A 16,071-nucleotide genomic window follows, 5' to 3' on the forward strand; every position below is an offset into this window, starting at 1 on the left:
CCGCCACCCCGCCCGTCCCGGCGCGGATCGAACGGTTGCTGGAACGCACGCCGGTGATCGACGGGCACAACGATCTGCCGTGGGAAATTCGCCAGCACTATGGCGCGAAGGTCGAGGCACTGGACCTGCGCACCGATTCGACGCGCTGGCCCTATCCGCTGCAGACCGACATCGCGCGGTTGCGGCGCGGGCATGTCGGCGGGCAGTTCTGGTCGGTCTATATCCCCGCCAGCGCCAGCGGGCCGCGCGCGGTGGAAATGACGCTGGAGGAAATCGACATCGTCCGGCGGATGGCGGCGGCCTGGCCCGACGCCTTCGCGCTGGCGGACAGTGCCGACGACGTGCGCCGCGCGCAGAAGAGCGGGCGGATCGCGTCGCTGATCGGGGTCGAGGGCGGGCACCAGATCGACAAACGGCTGTCGGTGCTGCGCCAGTATCGCGCGCTGGGCGTGCGCTACATGACGCTGACCCATGGCAAGAGCCTGGAATGGGCCGACAGCAGCACCGATGCCCCGCGCGCCGGCGGGCTCAACGAATTCGGCCGCCAGGTGGTGAAGGAGATGAACCGCATCGGCATGATCGTCGACGTCAGCCATGTCGCCGACACGACGATGGCCGCCGCGCTGGACGTATCGCGCGCGCCGGTGATCGCCTCGCACTCCTCCGCGCGCGCGATCGCCGATGCGCCGCGCAACATCCCCGACGCGCTGCTCAAGCGGATCGGCGACGGCGGCGGGGTGGTGATGGTCAATTTCTACCCCAGCTTCGTGTCGGCCAAATGGCGCGCCTGGGACGCGGCGCGCACCGCCTTCGCCAAGGGGGCGGGGCTGGCAAGCGACGAATATGGCCCGCGCGCGCCGGCGCCGCTGGTCGCGTGGGACGCGCAGCACCCGGAACCGGCGGTGACCGTCGCCGACGTCGCCGATCATATCGAGCATGTCGCGAAGGTCGCGGGGCGCGGCGCGATCGGGCTGGGCGGCGATTTCGACGGGATCAGCGGGACCGGGCCGATCGGGCTGAAGGGCGTCGAAGGCTATCCGCTGATCTTCGCCGAGCTGGCGCGGCGCGGGTGGAGCGATGCCGACCTGTCGGGACTGGCGCAGGGCAATATCCTGCGCGTGATCGAGCGGGTGGACGCGGTGGCGGCGTCGATGGCGAAGGAACCGCCGGTCGACGCCACCGCCCCCGACTGACGCGCGCCGGCCGGGATCCCGGCCGGCGCACGCACGATCGTCAGGCCGCGGCCGTCTCCAGCGCGGGATAGTCGATATATCCCTCCGGCCCGGGGGCGTAGAAGGTCTTCGGATTGGGCGTGTTGAGGGCCGCGTCGCGGCGGAACCGCTCCGGCAGGTCGGGATTGGCGATGAACAGCCGGCCCCAGGCGACCGCGTCGGCGACGCCCGAATCGAGATCGGCCTGCGCGGCCTCCTTCGAATAATCCTGGTTCAGCACCAGCGGACCGGTGAACACCTGCCGGATCTTCGGGCTGAGCTTGGGCACCGAACTGGCGCCGAAGGTGCCGTTCTCGGCCTGCTCGCGCAGTTCCAGGAAGGCGATGCCGAGGTCGTTCAGCACCTTCGCCGCGGGGACGAACACCGCTTCAGGGTTTGAATCGTCCGCGCCCTGCGTTTCGCCGTTCGGGGACAGGCGGATCGAGGTGCGCCCCGCGCCGACCTCCGCGATGACGCGCTCCACCACCTCGCGCATCAAACGGATGCGATTTTCCGGCGAGCCGCCGTAATCGTCGTCGCGGTGGTTGGTGTTGTCGCGCAGGAACTGGTCGATGAAATAGCCGTTCGCGCCGTGAATCTGCACCCCGTCGAAACCGGCCGCGATCGCGTTGCGCGCGGCGGCGGCATAATCGTCCAGCGTCTGGCGGATGTCGTCCAGCGTCGCGGCGCGCGGCGTGTCATAGGGGTTCTTGTCGGGATCGTGATAGGGCGCGCGATCGGTCGAGGACGACAGCGACTGCAGCCCGGTGACGTCCGGACGCGCCAGCCGGCCCATGTGCCACAATTGCGCGACGATCCGCCCGCCCGCGTCATGCACCGCTTCGGTCACGGGCTTCCACGCCTCGGTCTGTTCCTGCGTCCACAGGCCCGGGGCATTCGGCCAGCCCAGGCCCTGGCGGCTGATCCCGGTCGCCTCGGAGATGATGAGGCCCGCGCCGGCGCGCTGCCGGTAATATTCGATCATCAGATCGGTGGGAACATGGCCGTCGGTGGCGCGGGTACGCGTCAGCGGAGCCATGAAGATGCGGTTCGGGGCAGTGATCGCGCCGATCGTGATCGGGTCGAACAGGCTGGGCATGGAGATGATTTCCTTTGTCACGAAGGTACCTGACGCCGCCAAGCTAGGAAGCTAAGGGGCCACATGCACGCACGTTCGTCGCCTAGAAAAGCTATGCCGGCCCCAAGCGGCGGGCACACCGCCGGTTTCGTCGCCGCGGTGGTGGCCAATGTCGCGCTGGCGTTCGGGCCGATGTTCGTGCGGCTGACCGATACCGGGCCGGTCGCGGCGGCGTTCTGGCGGATGGCGCTGGCACTGCCGCTGCTGTGCGCGGCGGCGTGGATGGCGCGCAACCGCACCGTGCGCATGCCGCTGTCGTGGCGCAGCGGATTGTTGCTGGCGGGCGCGGGCATCGCTTTCGCCGGCGATCTCGGCAGCTGGCACATCGGCATCCTGCACACGACGCTCGCCAATGCGACGCTGTTCGGCAATGCCGCGACATTCATCTTCCCGATCTGGGGCTTCCTGGTCGCACGGGCGTGGCCGTCGCGCGGGCAGGCGCTGGCATTGGTGCTGGCGGCGGCGGGTGCGGGGCTGCTGATGGGGCGATCGTACCAGCTGGACCCGCGGCACTTGGTCGGCGACTTGCTGTCCGTCGCGGCGGGCGTGCTGTACGCGGTCTATTTCATCATGATGGCCGATGTGCGCCGGACGATGGCACCGCTGCCGGCGCTGGCGCTGTCGTCGGCGGCCGCGCTGCTACCGCTGCTGGGATTCGCGCTGCTGCTGGGCGAGCGGGTGGTGCCGACCAACTGGACCCCGGTGATGGGGCTGGCACTGGTCAGCCAGGTCCTGGGGCAGGGGTGCATGATCTATGCGCTGGGCACGCTGTCGCCGCTGGCGATCGGGCTGGCGCTGCTGATCCAGCCGGTGGTCGCCGCGGCGATCGGCTGGATCGGGTTCGGCGAGCAGCTGGGCGCCCCCGATCTGGTCGGCGTGGCGATGGTCGCCGCCGCACTGGTGCTGGTGCGGCGCGAGCCCGGACCTGCTACGGCGGAGATCGACACGCCCACCAACCCGGTGACGGAGGAAACGCGATGACCGATGACCCGACGACCGCGGATCTGACGCTGGACGAGGTGCGCGCGCGGCTGGCAGCCGATCTGGCCGCCAATGCCGCGTTCGACGGCTGGGGCGATGCCGCGCGCGACATGGCCGCCGACGCCGCCGGGATCGACCGTGACATCGCGAGGCTGGCGTTCGCCGGGGGTGCGGGGGCGATGATCGATGCATGGTTCGACGCGATCGACGCGCGTATGGCGCAGGCGCTGCCCCGGGAACGGCTGGCGGCGATGAAGATCCGCGAGCGGATCACCGCGCTGGTCACCGCGCGGCTCGACGCGCTGGCCCCCGACCGCGAGGCGCTGCGCCGCGCGCGCGCGATCCTGGCGCTGCCGACCAACCTTACCGCCGCGGCGCGACTGGGCTGGCGCAGCGTCGATCGGATGTGGCGGCTGGCCGGCGATAACGCCACCGATTACAACCATTATACCAAGCGCGCGATGTTGCTGGGCGTCTATACCGCGACGATCACCGTGTTCCTAGACGACGAGAGTGAGGGGCAAGCGGAAACGCGTGCGTTCCTGGCGCGGCGGATCGATGGGATCATGCGGTTCGAGCGCGCCAAGGCGGGCATGGCGCGCCGCGCGATCCGCCGCCCCAGCCTGAGCCGGTTCGTCGGACGGCTTCGCTATCCGGTGGTGTAACCGCCAATTGATAATCAGTCGCAGTCGTTATATAGCCGCGGCGTGACGTCGATACTCACCCTGGAAACGCTCCCGCGCCATCAACCCGCCGCGGTCGACACGATCGACTGGGACAGGCTGGCGGCGCCCGAGGCACGGCGGCTGCGCGAACTGGGGTTCGACCAGGGCGTGGCGGTGGAGGTGCTGCATCGCGCGCGGCTGGGCAGCGGGCCGATCGCGTGCCGGATCGGGCGGATGACGGTGGCGCTGCGCCGCGCGGTCGCGCGGTCGATCCGCGTATCGACCGCCACCCTGCCTGCCGAATGACGTCGCCCCTCCCCGCCGCAGCATCGGCCCGGATCGGCTGATGGAGCTTTCCCCGCTGGTCGCGATGGTCGGCAATCCCAATGCCGGCAAGAGCGCATTGTTCAACGCCCTGACCGGCGCCCGCCAGAAAGTGGGCAATTACCCCGGCGTGACCGTGGAACGCCATTCGGGGCGCCTTGCGCTGGACGACGGGCGAGCCGTCGAACTGGTCGACCTGCCCGGCGCCTATAGCCTCGACCCGTCCTCCCCCGACGAGCGCGTGACCCGCGACGTCGTGACGGGGACGCAGGCGGGCGAGCGGCTGCCCGACGCGCTGGTGGTGGTGGTGGATGCCGCCAACCTCGACAACCATCTGCGCTTCGCGTTGCAGCTGATCGCGCTGGGGCTGCCGGTGGTGGTGGCGCTCAACATGGTCGACCTGGCCGAGCGCGACGGGCTGGTGCTCGACCCGGCGGTGCTGGAGCGCGAGTTGGGCGTACCGGTGGTGCCGACCGTCGCGGTGCGCCGCCGCGGGATCGACGTGCTGCGCGCACGGCTGACCGCGCTGGTCGGGGGCACGACCGCGGACCTGCGCCGGCTGCGCCCGTCGGACGGCAGCGTCGACGACGATATCGTCACGCTGCAACGTCGCGCGCGCGCGATCGCCGCCGCGGCGACCGTCAGCGAGACGCCGGTGCGCCGCTGGAACCACGCGGTGGACGCGGTCGCGCTCCACCCGGTCGTGGGGCCGGTGCTGCTCGCCACGCTGCTGTTCGTGATGTTCCAGGCGGTGTTCAGCTGGTCGCAGGCGCCGGTCGCGTGGATCGAGAGCGCCTTCGCTGCGCTGGACGACGTCGTGCGCGCGGCGATGCCCGACGGCTTTCTGCGCTCGCTGCTGACCGACGGGGTAATCGCGGGCGTCGGCGCGGTGCTCGTGTTCCTGCCGCTGATCCTGATCCTGTTCCTGTTCATCCTGGTGCTGGAAGCGTCCGGCTATATGGTGCGCGCGGCGTTCCTGATGGACCGGTTGATGGCCGGGGTCGGGCTGTCGGGGCGCGCGTTCATCCCGCTGCTGTCCAGCTTCGCCTGTGCGGTGCCGGGGATCATGGCGACGCGCACCATCGACGACGAGAAGGACCGGCTGACCACGATCCTGATCGCGCCGCTGATGACCTGTTCGGCACGGCTGCCGGTCTATTCGATCATCATCGCCGCGTTCATCCCCGCGCGGCAGGTGGCGCCGTTCATCGGGCTGCAGGGGCTGGTGCTGTTCGGCCTGTACGTGATGGGGATCGTCGGCGCGTTTGTCGCCGCGCTGGCGCTGCGCCGTACCGTCACCAAGGGCGACAGCTCCGGCTTCATGATGGAGATGCCCAAATACCAGATGCCGCGGCTGGGCGACATCGCGATCGGGCTGTGGAGCCGGGCGTGGATTTTCCTGAAGCGCGCGGGCACCACGATCGCGCTGACCACGGTGATCCTGTGGGCGTTGCTGAGCTTCCCGCAGGCGCCCGCCGGGCAGAAGCAGGCCGAATATTCGGTCGCCGGGCGGATCGCGAGCGGGCTGGAGGTGATCGTCCGCCCGATCGGCTTCAACCACGACATCGCGCTGGCGCTGATCCCCGCGATGGCCGCGCGCGAGGTGGCGGTGGCGGCGATCGGCACCGTCTATGCCATCGACGATGTCGAGGACACGCGCGGCGAGCGCAGCTTGGTCGACAATCTGCGCGGGCGCTGGTCGCTGCCGACCGCGCTGGCGTTCCTGATGTGGTTCGTGTTCGCGCCGCAGTGCATCTCCACCATCGCGGTGACTCGGCGCGAAACGAACGGATGGCGATGGCCCGCGTTCATGGTTGGCTATCTGTTCGCAACCGCCTACGTGATGGCAGGCATTACATATTGGCTGGCGGTGTTCGCCGGCCTCTAAGAGGTTTCCATGGCAGGCAGCGTCAACAAGGTCATTCTCGTCGGCAACCTGGGGCGCGACCCCGAATCGCGGTCGTTCCAGAACGGCGGCAAGGTGGTGAACCTGCGCATCGCGACGTCCGAATCGTGGAAGGACCGCAACACCGGCGAGCGCAAGGAAAAGACCGAATGGCATTCGGTCGCGATCTTCAACGAAGGGCTGGCGAACGTCGCCGAACGCTTCCTGCGCAAGGGTAGCAAGGTCTATGTCGAGGGCCAGTTGCAGACCCGCAAGTGGCAGGACCAGAACGGCCAGGACCGTTATTCCACCGAAGTGGTGCTGCAGGGGTTCAACTCCGTCCTGACGATGCTGGACGGGCCGGGCGGCGGCAATGGCGGCGGCGGTGGCGGCGCACGTGACGATTTCGGCGGCGGCGACGATTTCGGCAGCAGCGGCGGCGGTTACGGCGGCGGCGGCGGCGGCGGCGCACGCGGTGGCGGATCGCGCGGCGGTGCGCCGGCGGGCGGCGGCGGCGGTGCGCGCGGCGGCAATTTCGGCGGCGGCTTCGCGGACGACCTCGACGACGACGTGCCGTTCTAAATGATCGACCTGCCCTGCATCGCGCCGGACGCGAGCGACGAGACCGAACGGCTTCGCGTGCTCGCCGCGCATCACCCCGCGATGCTCGACGGTGCGGCCGCGCTGCGCCAGATCACCGATTTCGCCGCCCGGCTGTGCGATGCACCCACCGCGCTGGTCAGCCTGGTCGACGACCAGCGCCAGTTCTTCCTGGCGCGCACCGGGCTGGACGTCACGGAGACGCCGCGCGAACAGTCGTTCTGCGCCCATGCGATGTGGGAACGGGTGCTGATGGTGGTGCCCGATGCGCGCGACGACCTGCGCTTTGCCGACAATCCGCTGGTAACGGGCGAGATGGGGCTGCGTTTCTATGCCGGGATGCCGCTGATTTCGGCCGACGGCTTCCCGCTCGGCTCGCTGTGCGTGATCGACACCCGGCCGCGGCCCGAGGGGCTGACCGACTTGCAGCGCGACGGTCTGGCGGTGCTGGCACAGGCGGTGATGGCGCGGCTGACCGAAACGCGCGACGGCGTCGCACGGCGCGATTCGGAACGCGCCGCACGCCGCGCGGCCACCGACAGCGAAACGCGGTTCCGCACGCTGGCCGACACGATGCCGCAGATGGTGTGGTCGACGCTGCCCGACGGCTATCACGATTATTACAACGCGCGCTGGTACGAATTCACCGGCGCGCCGGCGGGCACCACCGATGGCGAGGGGTGGAACGACATGTTCCATGCCGACGACCAAGAGCGCGCCTGGACGGTGTGGCGCCATTCGTTGGCCACCGGCGATCCCTACCAGATCGAATACCGGCTGCGGCACCATGACGGCACCTATCGCTGGGTGCTGGGGCGCGCGCTGCCGATCCGCAACGCCGACGGGCGGATCACCCGCTGGTTCGGCACCTGCACCGACATTCACGAACAGAAACTGGCGATCGAGGAACGCGAGGTCATCAGCCAGGAGCTGAGCCACCGTATCAAGAACATCTTCTCGGTCATCGCCGGGCTGATCCAGTTCGCCGCGCGCACCCATCCGGAGGCGGCGGGAGTGGCGCACGATCTGCGCCATCGCATCACCGCGCTGGGCCGCGCGCACGATTTCGTCCGCCCACACAGCCCGCAGTCGCGGCCGAGCGTCCAGCAGGACAGCCTGCACGGGCTGTTGGGCGAGTTATTCGTGCCGTACCGGCGCGACGACGGCGACCGGGTGCGCGTGTCGGGGGATGATGTCGCGGTGGACGATCGCGCGGCGACCCCGCTGGCGCTGCTGTTCCACGAACTGGCCACCAACGCGAGCAAATATGGCGCGCTGTCGGTGCTGGACGGGCGGGTCGACCTGTCGGTTGCGCGCCGGGACGAGGTGGTGACGCTGACCTGGGCCGAACGCGACGGGCCCGCGGTATCACCGCCGCCTGCTTCGCAGCACGGCTTCGGCAGCCAGTTGATCGAAATGAGCGCCGTGCGTCAGCTGGGCGGCAGCGTCACGCGCGACTGGCGACCCGCCGGGCTGGTGGTGGAGGTCACCGTGCCCGTGCCGGCGTTCAGCCGGGTTGCCGCCACCTGACGAAATCCTGGCTGACGCTGGTCGCCTCTCCCGCGGTCGCAATCTGCGCCGCGGTCAGGATCGCTTCGTCGTTGAACGGCTTGCGGATGTAACCCAGCGACACGCCGGGATCGGCGATCTGGCCGGGATTGGCGGTGACGAACACGACCTTCACGCCATGATCGCGCATGATCCGCTCCGCGATCACCGGGCCGGTCGGCCCGTCGCGCAGGTTCACGTCGACGAACGCAAAGGAACATCCCGGCGCCGCCTGAAGCGCGGTATCGGCATCGGCAGCGATCGCAGCGACGCGATATCCGGCATCGATCAGGATGCGTTCGAGGTCGAGGGCGACGAAAATCTCGTCTTCAACGATGAGCGCGGTCTTTTGCATCAAAGTGGTTCCGATCGCCGCCTTAACCGAAATCAAACCGACTTGTTCCGTGTCAGCAGAAATACGGCGTGTTCGGCCAGCATATTCGCGGCGGCCCCGCCGGTGCTCTTGTCCCCCGACAGGAACCACGCGCCCTCCACCATCACCGCGCGTTCGCGCAGGTAGGCACGGAAATCGTCGATCGTCAGGTGGTGGATGTTGGGCGTGTCGTACCAGCGTTCGGGCAGCAGCCGCGTCACCGGCATCCGCCCGCCCCACAACAGCGACAGCCGCACGCGCCAATGCGCGAAATTGGGGAAGCTGACGAAGGCGTGGCGGCCGATCCGCAGCAATTCGTCGAGCACGCGGTCGGGGGCGCGCGCGGTCTGCAGCGTCTGGCTGAGGATCGCGTAATCGAAACTCTGGTCCGGATAGCCGGCCAGATCGGTATCGGCATCGCCCTGGATCACCGACAGGCCGCGCGCCACCGCGGCGGCGACATTGCCGCGGTCAAGCTCCAGCCCGCGCGCATCGACGTCGCGGGTATCACGCAGCGCGGCCATCAGTTCGCCATCGCCGCAGCCGACGTCCAGCACGCGCGCGCCGGTGGGGACGTGGCCCGCGATGATCGCCAGATCGGGACGCAGGCTCATCGCACCGCCCCCAGGAAGCCGGCGATCACCCGCTCGAGGTCGGGCGAATCGAGCAGGAAGGCGTCATGGCCATAGGGGCTGGACAGTTCGACGAAGCTGGCCGGCGCGCCGGCGGCGTTCAGCGCCTGCACAATGCTGCGCGATTCGGCGGTGGGATAGAGCCAGTCGGTATCGAAACTGACCAGGCAGAAGCGCGTGCCCGTGCCGCGGAACGCCTGCGCCAGCAGCCCGCCATGTTCCTCCGCCAGATCGAAATAATCCATCGCGCGGGTGATATAGAGGTACGAATTGGCGTCGAACCGGTCGGTGAAGGCCAGCCCCTGGTGCCGCAGATAGCTTTCGACCTGGAAATCGGCGTCGAAGCCGAAGCTTTTGCGCTCGCGCGCCTGCAACCGGCGGCCGAACTTCTCGGTCAGCCCGGCTTCGGACAGATAGGTGATGTGCGCCGCCATCCGCGCCACCGCCAGCCCGGCGGCGGGCGGATCGCCGTCGTAATAATCGCCGCCGCGCCAGTTGGGATCGGCCATCACCGCCTGTCGCCCCACCTCGTGAAAGGCGATGTTCTGCGCGGTGTGGCGCGCGGTGGAGGCGATGACGACCGCGGCGGGCACCCGATCGGGATAGGTCGCCGCCCAGCTGAGCGCCTGCATCCCGCCCATCGACCCGCCGACCACCGCCGCCAGCCGCGCGACGCCCAGGTGATCGAGCAGCAGCGCCTGCGCACGGACCATGTCGCGGATCGTGATGACCGGGAAGTCCATGGCATAGGGGCGGCCGGTCGCGGGATCGGTGCTGGCCGGGCCGGACGTGCCCATGCAGCTGCCCAGCACGTTGGCGCACACCACGAAGAAGCGGTCGGTGTCGATCGGCCGCCCGGGGCCGACCATCCGCTGCCACCAGCCGGGCTTGCCGGTGCGCGGATGCGCGCTGGCCAGATGCTGGTCGCCGGTCAGCGCATGGCAGACCAGCAGGGCATTGCCCGCATCGGGCGCGAGCGTGCCATAGGTTTCGTAGGCGATCTCGACCGGCGCCAACAGCGCGCCGCTGTCCAGTTTCAGCGGTCCGGGCAGCGTCACCCGCCGCGCCAGGCCGAACCGCTGGTCGATTGGGTCGGTAGTGGTAAGCATCGAACCACCGCCTTAGCCCCGTCGTCCCCACGAAGTCGAGCAGTGCCGGCCCGCACCCGCGTTGCCACGCGCGCGTCCGCCCCGTACAGCGCAGCGCCATGACGCAGACCCCCAACGCCCCCGTCGCCAAGCCCTGGATCCTGGGCATCGCCCCCTACATCCCCGGTCGCGCCACGTCCGAGGACGGGCGCCCGGTGATCAAGCTGTCGTCGAACGAAAATCCGTTCGGCACGCCGGAGGCGGCGCGCGCCGCCTATCGCGATGCCGCCGGCGAGCTGGAACGCTATCCCGATGCCGCCGCCGCCGACCTGCGCGACGCGCTGGCCGCGCATTACGGGATCGAGGCCGATCGCATCATCTACGGCACCGGTTCGGACGAGGTGCTTCACCTGGCCGCCGGCACCTTCGCCGGGGTGGGCGACGAGATCGTGTTCGTCCGCTACGGCTTTGCGGTGTACGAGATCGCGACGCGGCGCGTCGGCGCGGTGCCGGTGGTGGCGCCCGACGCCGATTACGCCACCGACGTCGACGCGATCCTGGCGGCGGTGACCGAGCGGACGCGCGTCGTGTTCGTCGCCAACCCCAACAACCCGACCGGCACCTATACGCCGCGTGTCGAAATCGCGCGGCTGCACGCGGCGTTGCCGCGCGACGTGCTGCTGGTGATCGACCAGGCCTATACCGAGTATCTGGAGCCGGAGGACGACGACGGCGCGCTGGAGCTGGCGCGCACCCAGCCCAACGTGCTGGTGACGCGCACCTTCTCCAAGATCTTCGGGCTGGCGGCGGAGCGGGTCGGCTGGGGCTATGGCGCGGCGGAACTGATCCGGGCGATGCACCGCATCCGCGCGCCGTTCAGCTTCGGCATCGGCGCGCAGCGCGCGGCGATCGCGGCGCTGGGCGACGACGCCTTCGTGCGCCACAGCCGCGAGCACAACCGCCAGTGGCGTGCATGGTTCGCCGACCAGATCGCGGCGATGGGCAACGCCGGGCTGCGCGCGGTGCCCAGCAAGGCCAATTTCGTGCTGGTGCTGTTCGAAGGGGCGCTGACCGCGGAGGTCGCCTATCACGCGCTGATGGCCGCGGGCTATGCCACGCGCTGGCTGCCGGGACAGGGGCTGCCGCACGGGCTGCGCATCACGATCGGCAGCGAGGCGGACATGCGCGCGGTGCTGGGCGTGCTGGGCGCCGAGGTGGAGAAGGCGGGCTGATGCTGCCGTTCTCGCGGGTCAGCATCATCGGGCTGGGGCTGATCGGCAGCTCGATCGCGCGCGCGGTGCGCCAGTCGATGCCGACCGTCCGGCTGACCGGGCATGACGCCAGCGCCGCGGTGCGCGAGGTGGCGCGGCGCATCGACCTGACCGACGATGTCGCCGACACGCCCGGCGCGGCGGTGATCGACGCCGATCTGGTGATCCTGTGCGTGCCGGTCGGCGCGATGGGCGACGTCGCCGCCGCAATTGCCCCCGACCTACCCGACGATGCGATCGTCAGCGACGTGGGCAGTTGCAAGACATCGGTGGCGCAGGCGCTGTCGGCGGCGCTGCCGGAGGCGCGCGTCGTCCCCGCGCATCCCGTCGCGGGGACCGAGCAGAGCGGACCGGAGGCAGGGTTCGCCACCTTGTTCCGCGGCCGCTGGTGCATCGTCACCCCCCTGCCCGGCAGCGATGCGGCGGCGACCGCGCGGGTCGAGGAATTCTGGCGCCGGCTGGGCGCCGACGTGGAGCGGATGGCCCCCGACCACCACGACCTGGTGCTGGCGGTGACCAGCCACCTGCCGCACCTGATCGCCTATACGATCGTGGGCACTGCCGACGATCTGGAGCAGGTGACCCAGTCGGAGGTCATCAAGTTTTCCGCCGGCGGCTTCCGCGACTTCACGCGCATCGCCGCGTCCGATCCGACGATGTGGCGCGACGTGTTCCTGGCGAACAAGGATGCGGTGCTGGAGATGCTGCAACGGTTCAGCGAGGATCTGAGCCAGTTGCAGCGCGCGATCCGCTGGGGCGACGGCGATGCACTGTTCGACCGGTTCGCGCGCACCCGCATGATCCGCCGCTCGATCGTCGACCAGGGACAGGACGATCCGGCCGCCGATTTCGGCCGGCGGCACGACTGACCGGCGGGTCATACGTAGCGGAAGAACAGGAACGTCCGGCAATGGCCGTCGCCCGCGTCGATCCGCCAGGCATAGTCGCATTCCTGCGCGAACGCTTTGAGGTTGGCGAGCGCGCGCCGGTGCATCGCACCCTCCCCCCGCGGCGTCGCGATCAGGCAGCCGAGCCGCCGGTCGGTATGCGTCTTCTCGATCGCGGCGGCGCATCGCACCGCCGCCGCCATCACCTGTTCCAGGCGATCGGCGGTGAACCGGGTCTTGATCTGCTTGAACTCCAGCCCGCAGTGGAACCGGTCGGTGCCCATCCACATGTCCCAGCGGCCGCGAACATAGCGGCGTCCGCGCCCGATCCCGCGCTTTTCCTGCGTAAATTCGGCCAATGCCAGTTGACCCGAGGCCATCGCGGCGGAGCATAACAGGCTGACGCTGGCGGTTTCGTTATAGGCGAACGGATCATCGTCGCATTCGCGGTAGAACCGTTCAGCCAGCAAGGCGGCGTGATCCAGCCATGACTGGAAATAGCGATATTCGCGGTGCGTTTCGTTGCCCTTCAGCTTTTCCGCGCCGACACCCGCCATGGCCATCCCCTTGTTGGTGGGGATGCAGGAGAACGGGGGAGCCGCGGGGTACGCAAGCCCGCGGAACCACGATCCATCCGATACGGATCAGTCGTTGAGCGCGTTGATCGCCGCGTGGACACGCGCCTCCACCTCCGCGCGCGGCAGGCCGGGGGGGATCGGCGTGCCGAAGCGCAGCGTCAGCGTGCCGGGCCGCGCGGTGCCGTGGCGCGGCACCAGCCGCCCGGAATCGCTGGCGATCGGCACCACCGGCAGTCCCATCGCCTTGTACAGGCCGACGAAGCCGGGTTTGAGCGCGGGGCGCTCGCCATGCGGCACGCGCGTCCCCTCCGGGAAGATCAGCACCGACCGGCCGGCGGCGCGCACCGCCGCGCCCTCGCGCAGCAGCTGGCGCATCGCCTTGCCGCCTGCCTCCCGGTCGATCGCAACCGCGCCGTAGTTCCTGGCCATCGCGCCCCAGACCGGGATGCGCAGCAATTCCTGCTTCAGGACGATCAGCGGGCCGTCGATCCGGTCGACCAGTTCGAACGTTTCGAACATCGTCTCGTGCTTGGCGACGTAGAGCGCCGGGCCGTCGTACAGCGCGCCCTCCATCCGCACCCGCACGCCCAGGATCGCGCGCGCCAGCCAGCGGTGCATCCGCACCCAGCCGTGCGCATAGCGCTGCACCGCGCGGCGCCCGAACGGAATCGCCAGCGGCCCGGCCAGCACCACCGGCACCGACAGCGCGTAGAAGGCGAAACGGAAGGCATAGGTGCGCAGCGCGTTCATGCGATCGCCGCCCACCACAGGACGACGCGGCGCAGCAGCAGCTTGTGATATTCGTTCATCGCCTGACCGATCGTCGGGAAGCTGGGGACGCCGTCGACCACCACCGTCACGTCGCGCCCCAGCGCCGATCCCAGTTCCAGCCGCGCGCGCCGCGCATGCCAGTCCGACGTCACCAGGCGGATCGTGCGATAGCCGTGCGCGCGGACCCAGGCAGCGGTTTCCTCCGCATTGCCGCGGGTATCGACCGCCTCCGCGCCCAGATCGACGCAGCAGGCGATCGTGCGCGCATGGCCCGCGACCCGCGCCAGATCGGCGCGCGTCACCCCCGGCGCGGTGCCGGTCACCAGCATCCGCTGCGCGCGGCCATGTTCCAGCAGGTCCAGCCCGCGCGCGATCCGCCCGGCCGCGCCGGTCGGCACGACGATCGCGTCGGTGGTCACGTCGTCCGCCGCGGGGCCGGGCAGCATCAGCATGAACGCGGCGAAGCCCAGCGCCCAGCCGAGCACCACCAGCGCCGCCAGCCGCCGGATCACAGCTGCCGCCCCATGGTGCGCATGATCGCGCGGCGCGCGACGAGGGCAGCGAGCGCGACGAACGCGAACGGCAGCGCGATCACCGCGCCCCAGCCGCCCTGCCCCAGCGTGATCCCGCCCAGCAGCTGCGATCCGCTGCCCGATGCCTGCATGCCCAGCCCGGCCACCACCAGCCAGCCGGCCACGCCGCCGACGCACGCCCCCAGCGCCGCGTCGCGCGCGATCCGCCGCTGGAACAGCCGCGCGACCTGCACGTCGGTGGCGCCCAGCCCGTGCATCACCTCGATCGTGGCGCGATGCGCCTCCAGCCCGGACCGCGCCGCCAGCACGATCACCGCCGCCGATGCCGCCGCCATCAACGCCACCAGCGCCGCGGCCAGCGCGGTCAGCAGCCGCAGCAGCCGCCCGACCGCCGCCAGCGCATCGCCATGCCGGTCGACCCGCGCGCCCGGCGCCAGTCGCGCCGCCAGCGTGCGGACGCGGTCGAGCGCATCGGCGCGATCGGCCAGGTCGACGTCGATCAGCGCGGGCACCGGCAGATCGGCATCGCGCGCCGCATCGCCCAGCCACGGCCCCAGCAGCCGCGCCAGTTCCTGCCGCGACACGGGAGTGGCGCCCCTCACTGCCGACGACTGGCGCAGCGCGGCCAGCACCCGCGCGGCGGCGGCGGTGCGCGCGGCGGAATCGGCATCGACGATCTGCACCGTCGCACGCCCGGCCAGCGCCTGTCCCAGCGCGGCGGCGGCGCGCGCGGTGCCGATGCCCGCCGCGGTTGCGAGCACGGTCAGGAACAGCATGATCGCCAGCACCCACGCCATCGCGCGTCCCTGTCGGGCGGCATCGAGGATCCGGGCGGTCGCCGCGGTCATGCCGGCCCCCGCCCCGGCGGGAAGCGCAGCGCGCCGGTGGGATCGTGCAGCTGGCCGTCGACGATGCGCATCATCTGCGCGGCCTTGATCCTGTTGAGCAGGGTCAGGTCGTGGGTGGCGACCACCACCGTGGTGCCCAGCCCGTTGAGCGAACCGAACAGCTGCATTAGCCGCTCCGCCATCGCTTCGTCCACGTTGCCGGTGGGTTCGTCGGCGACCAGCAGTTCGGGGCGGCCGATCACCGCGCGCGCGATTGCGACGCGCTGCTGCTCCCCGCCCGACAGCGTCGGCGGGCGCGCATCGGCGCGGTGCGACAGCCCGACCCAGGCCAACATCTCGCGCACCGCGTCGCGCACCTCGGTTTCCAGCACCCCGGCGATGCGCAGCGGCAGCGCGACATTGTCGGCGATCGACAGATGCGGGACCAGCCGGAAATCCTGATAGACGACGCCGATCCGCCGCCGGAATCCGGGCATCCGCGCGCGCGGCAGCGTGACGACATCGGTGCCGAACAGCCGGATCACCCCGCGGCTGGGACGCTGCGCCAGGTACAACAGCTTCAACAGCGAGGTCTTGCCCGCGCCGCTGGCCCCGGTCAGGAAATAGAATTCCCCCGCCGCCAGCGTGAAGCTGAGGTCGCGCAGCACCTCGTCGCCATGGCCGTAGCGCAATCCGACATTCTCGAACTGGACGATGCCCGCCACGCGGCCCTGACCTATCCCTGCTTTGTTCCGCGAC

The 16,071-nt window shown here is 70.2% G+C and carries 18 protein-coding genes; 9 read left to right on the plus strand and 9 right to left on the minus strand.

Features of this window, described 5'->3' with window-relative positions; all coding sequences use genetic code 11:
• On the plus strand, positions 1–1,193 hold a 1,193-nt coding region (locus AX685_RS01675), incomplete at its 5' end, for a dipeptidase (protein WP_156445597.1).
• A 40-nt stretch (positions 1,194–1,233) separates the two neighbouring features.
• Here the strand turns inward: AX685_RS01675 and AX685_RS01680 are convergent.
• Positions 1,234–2,310, minus strand: a complete 1,077-nt coding sequence (locus AX685_RS01680) for an alkene reductase (RefSeq protein ID WP_066484696.1) — start codon at positions 2,308–2,310, stop codon at positions 1,234–1,236.
• 93 nt (positions 2,311–2,403) lie between these two features.
• On the opposite strand from AX685_RS01680, the gene AX685_RS01685 reads away from it, so the two are divergent.
• From AX685_RS01685 to AX685_RS01710, 6 genes are read left to right on the plus strand one after another with little or no spacing between them, the layout of a single operon-like run.
• Positions 2,404–3,330 (plus strand): DMT family transporter, encoded by a 927-nt coding sequence (locus AX685_RS01685; RefSeq protein ID WP_231738500.1) that lies wholly within the window; start codon positions 2,404–2,406, stop codon positions 3,328–3,330.
• Entirely contained in the window at positions 3,327–3,995 is a 669-nt protein-coding gene (locus tag AX685_RS01690) for a COQ9 family protein (RefSeq protein ID WP_066484701.1), read from the plus strand. Before AX685_RS01685 ends, AX685_RS01690 begins: the two co-directional genes overlap by 4 nt.
• Before the next feature lie 42 nt (positions 3,996–4,037).
• Positions 4,038–4,301 (plus strand): FeoA family protein, encoded by a 264-nt coding sequence (locus tag AX685_RS01695; RefSeq protein ID WP_066484704.1) that lies wholly within the window; start codon positions 4,038–4,040, stop codon positions 4,299–4,301.
• A 40-nt stretch (positions 4,302–4,341) separates the two neighbouring features.
• Positions 4,342–6,207 carry a ferrous iron transporter B gene (gene feoB, locus AX685_RS01700; protein ID WP_066484706.1) on the plus strand — a complete coding sequence of 622 codons (1,866 nt, stop codon included), beginning with the start codon at positions 4,342–4,344 and terminating at the stop codon, positions 6,205–6,207.
• Between the two features lie 9 nt (positions 6,208–6,216).
• Positions 6,217–6,786, plus strand: a complete 570-nt coding sequence (gene ssb, locus AX685_RS01705) for a single-stranded DNA-binding protein (protein ID WP_066484709.1) — start codon at positions 6,217–6,219, stop codon at positions 6,784–6,786.
• Entirely contained in the window at positions 6,787–8,334 is a 1,548-nt protein-coding gene (locus tag AX685_RS01710; protein WP_066484711.1) for a sensor histidine kinase, read from the plus strand.
• On the opposite strand, the gene AX685_RS01715 is transcribed toward AX685_RS01710, so the two are convergent.
• The 3 genes from AX685_RS01715 to metX are packed head-to-tail and all read right to left on the minus strand — an operon-like array spanning position 8,312 to position 10,466.
• Positions 8,312–8,707 carry a response regulator gene (locus AX685_RS01715; RefSeq protein ID WP_176484850.1) on the minus strand — a complete coding sequence of 132 codons (396 nt, stop codon included), beginning with the start codon at positions 8,705–8,707 and terminating at the stop codon, positions 8,312–8,314. The genes AX685_RS01710 and AX685_RS01715 overlap by 23 nt on opposite strands.
• Before the next feature lie 32 nt (positions 8,708–8,739).
• Complete coding sequence (metW, locus tag AX685_RS01720; protein WP_066484715.1) at positions 8,740–9,339, minus strand: methionine biosynthesis protein MetW; 600 nt, start codon at positions 9,337–9,339, stop codon at positions 8,740–8,742.
• The gene (metX, locus tag AX685_RS01725) at positions 9,336–10,466 is read right to left on the minus strand and encodes a homoserine O-acetyltransferase MetX (RefSeq protein ID WP_066484718.1); all 1,131 of its coding nucleotides are present in this window, start codon (positions 10,464–10,466) and stop codon (positions 9,336–9,338) included. Before metX ends, metW begins: the two co-directional genes overlap by 4 nt.
• A gap of 98 nt (positions 10,467–10,564) precedes the next feature.
• Between metX and hisC the strand changes: the two genes are divergently transcribed.
• Entirely contained in the window at positions 10,565–11,677 is a 1,113-nt protein-coding gene (gene hisC / locus AX685_RS01730) for a histidinol-phosphate transaminase (protein ID WP_066484721.1), read from the plus strand.
• The gene (locus tag AX685_RS01735; protein WP_066484722.1) at positions 11,677–12,585 is read left to right on the plus strand and encodes a prephenate/arogenate dehydrogenase family protein; all 909 of its coding nucleotides are present in this window, start codon (positions 11,677–11,679) and stop codon (positions 12,583–12,585) included. The genes hisC and AX685_RS01735 overlap by 1 nt, the downstream gene beginning before the upstream one ends.
• A gap of 8 nt (positions 12,586–12,593) precedes the next feature.
• Here AX685_RS01735 and AX685_RS01740 read toward each other — a convergent pair whose 3' ends face one another.
• From AX685_RS01740 to ftsE, 5 genes are all read right to left on the minus strand, one after another.
• On the minus strand, positions 12,594–13,160 hold the full coding sequence (locus tag AX685_RS01740; RefSeq protein ID WP_141397062.1) for a hypothetical protein: 567 nt from the start codon (positions 13,158–13,160) through the stop codon (positions 12,594–12,596).
• 87 nt (positions 13,161–13,247) lie between these two features.
• Positions 13,248–13,931: a lysophospholipid acyltransferase family protein gene (locus tag AX685_RS01745; protein WP_066484785.1), complete on the minus strand. Its 684-nt coding sequence runs from the start codon at positions 13,929–13,931 to the stop codon at positions 13,248–13,250.
• A complete protein-coding gene (locus AX685_RS01750) occupies positions 13,928–14,464 on the minus strand; it encodes a YdcF family protein (protein WP_066484730.1) in 537 nt (178 codons plus the stop codon). The genes AX685_RS01745 and AX685_RS01750 overlap by 4 nt, the downstream gene beginning before the upstream one ends.
• Positions 14,461–15,333, minus strand: a complete 873-nt coding sequence (locus tag AX685_RS01755; RefSeq protein ID WP_066484732.1) for a cell division protein FtsX — start codon at positions 15,331–15,333, stop codon at positions 14,461–14,463. Before AX685_RS01755 ends, AX685_RS01750 begins: the two co-directional genes overlap by 4 nt.
• The gene (gene ftsE, locus AX685_RS01760; RefSeq protein ID WP_066484735.1) at positions 15,330–16,037 is read right to left on the minus strand and encodes a cell division ATP-binding protein FtsE; all 708 of its coding nucleotides are present in this window, start codon (positions 16,035–16,037) and stop codon (positions 15,330–15,332) included. Before ftsE ends, AX685_RS01755 begins: the two co-directional genes overlap by 4 nt.
• Between the last annotated feature and the right edge of the window lie 34 nt (positions 16,038–16,071).

The organism is Sphingomonas sp. CCH9-F2 (assembly GCF_001556735.1).
GTDB classification, from domain to species: domain Bacteria; phylum Pseudomonadota; class Alphaproteobacteria; order Sphingomonadales; family Sphingomonadaceae; genus Sphingomonas; species Sphingomonas ginsenosidimutans.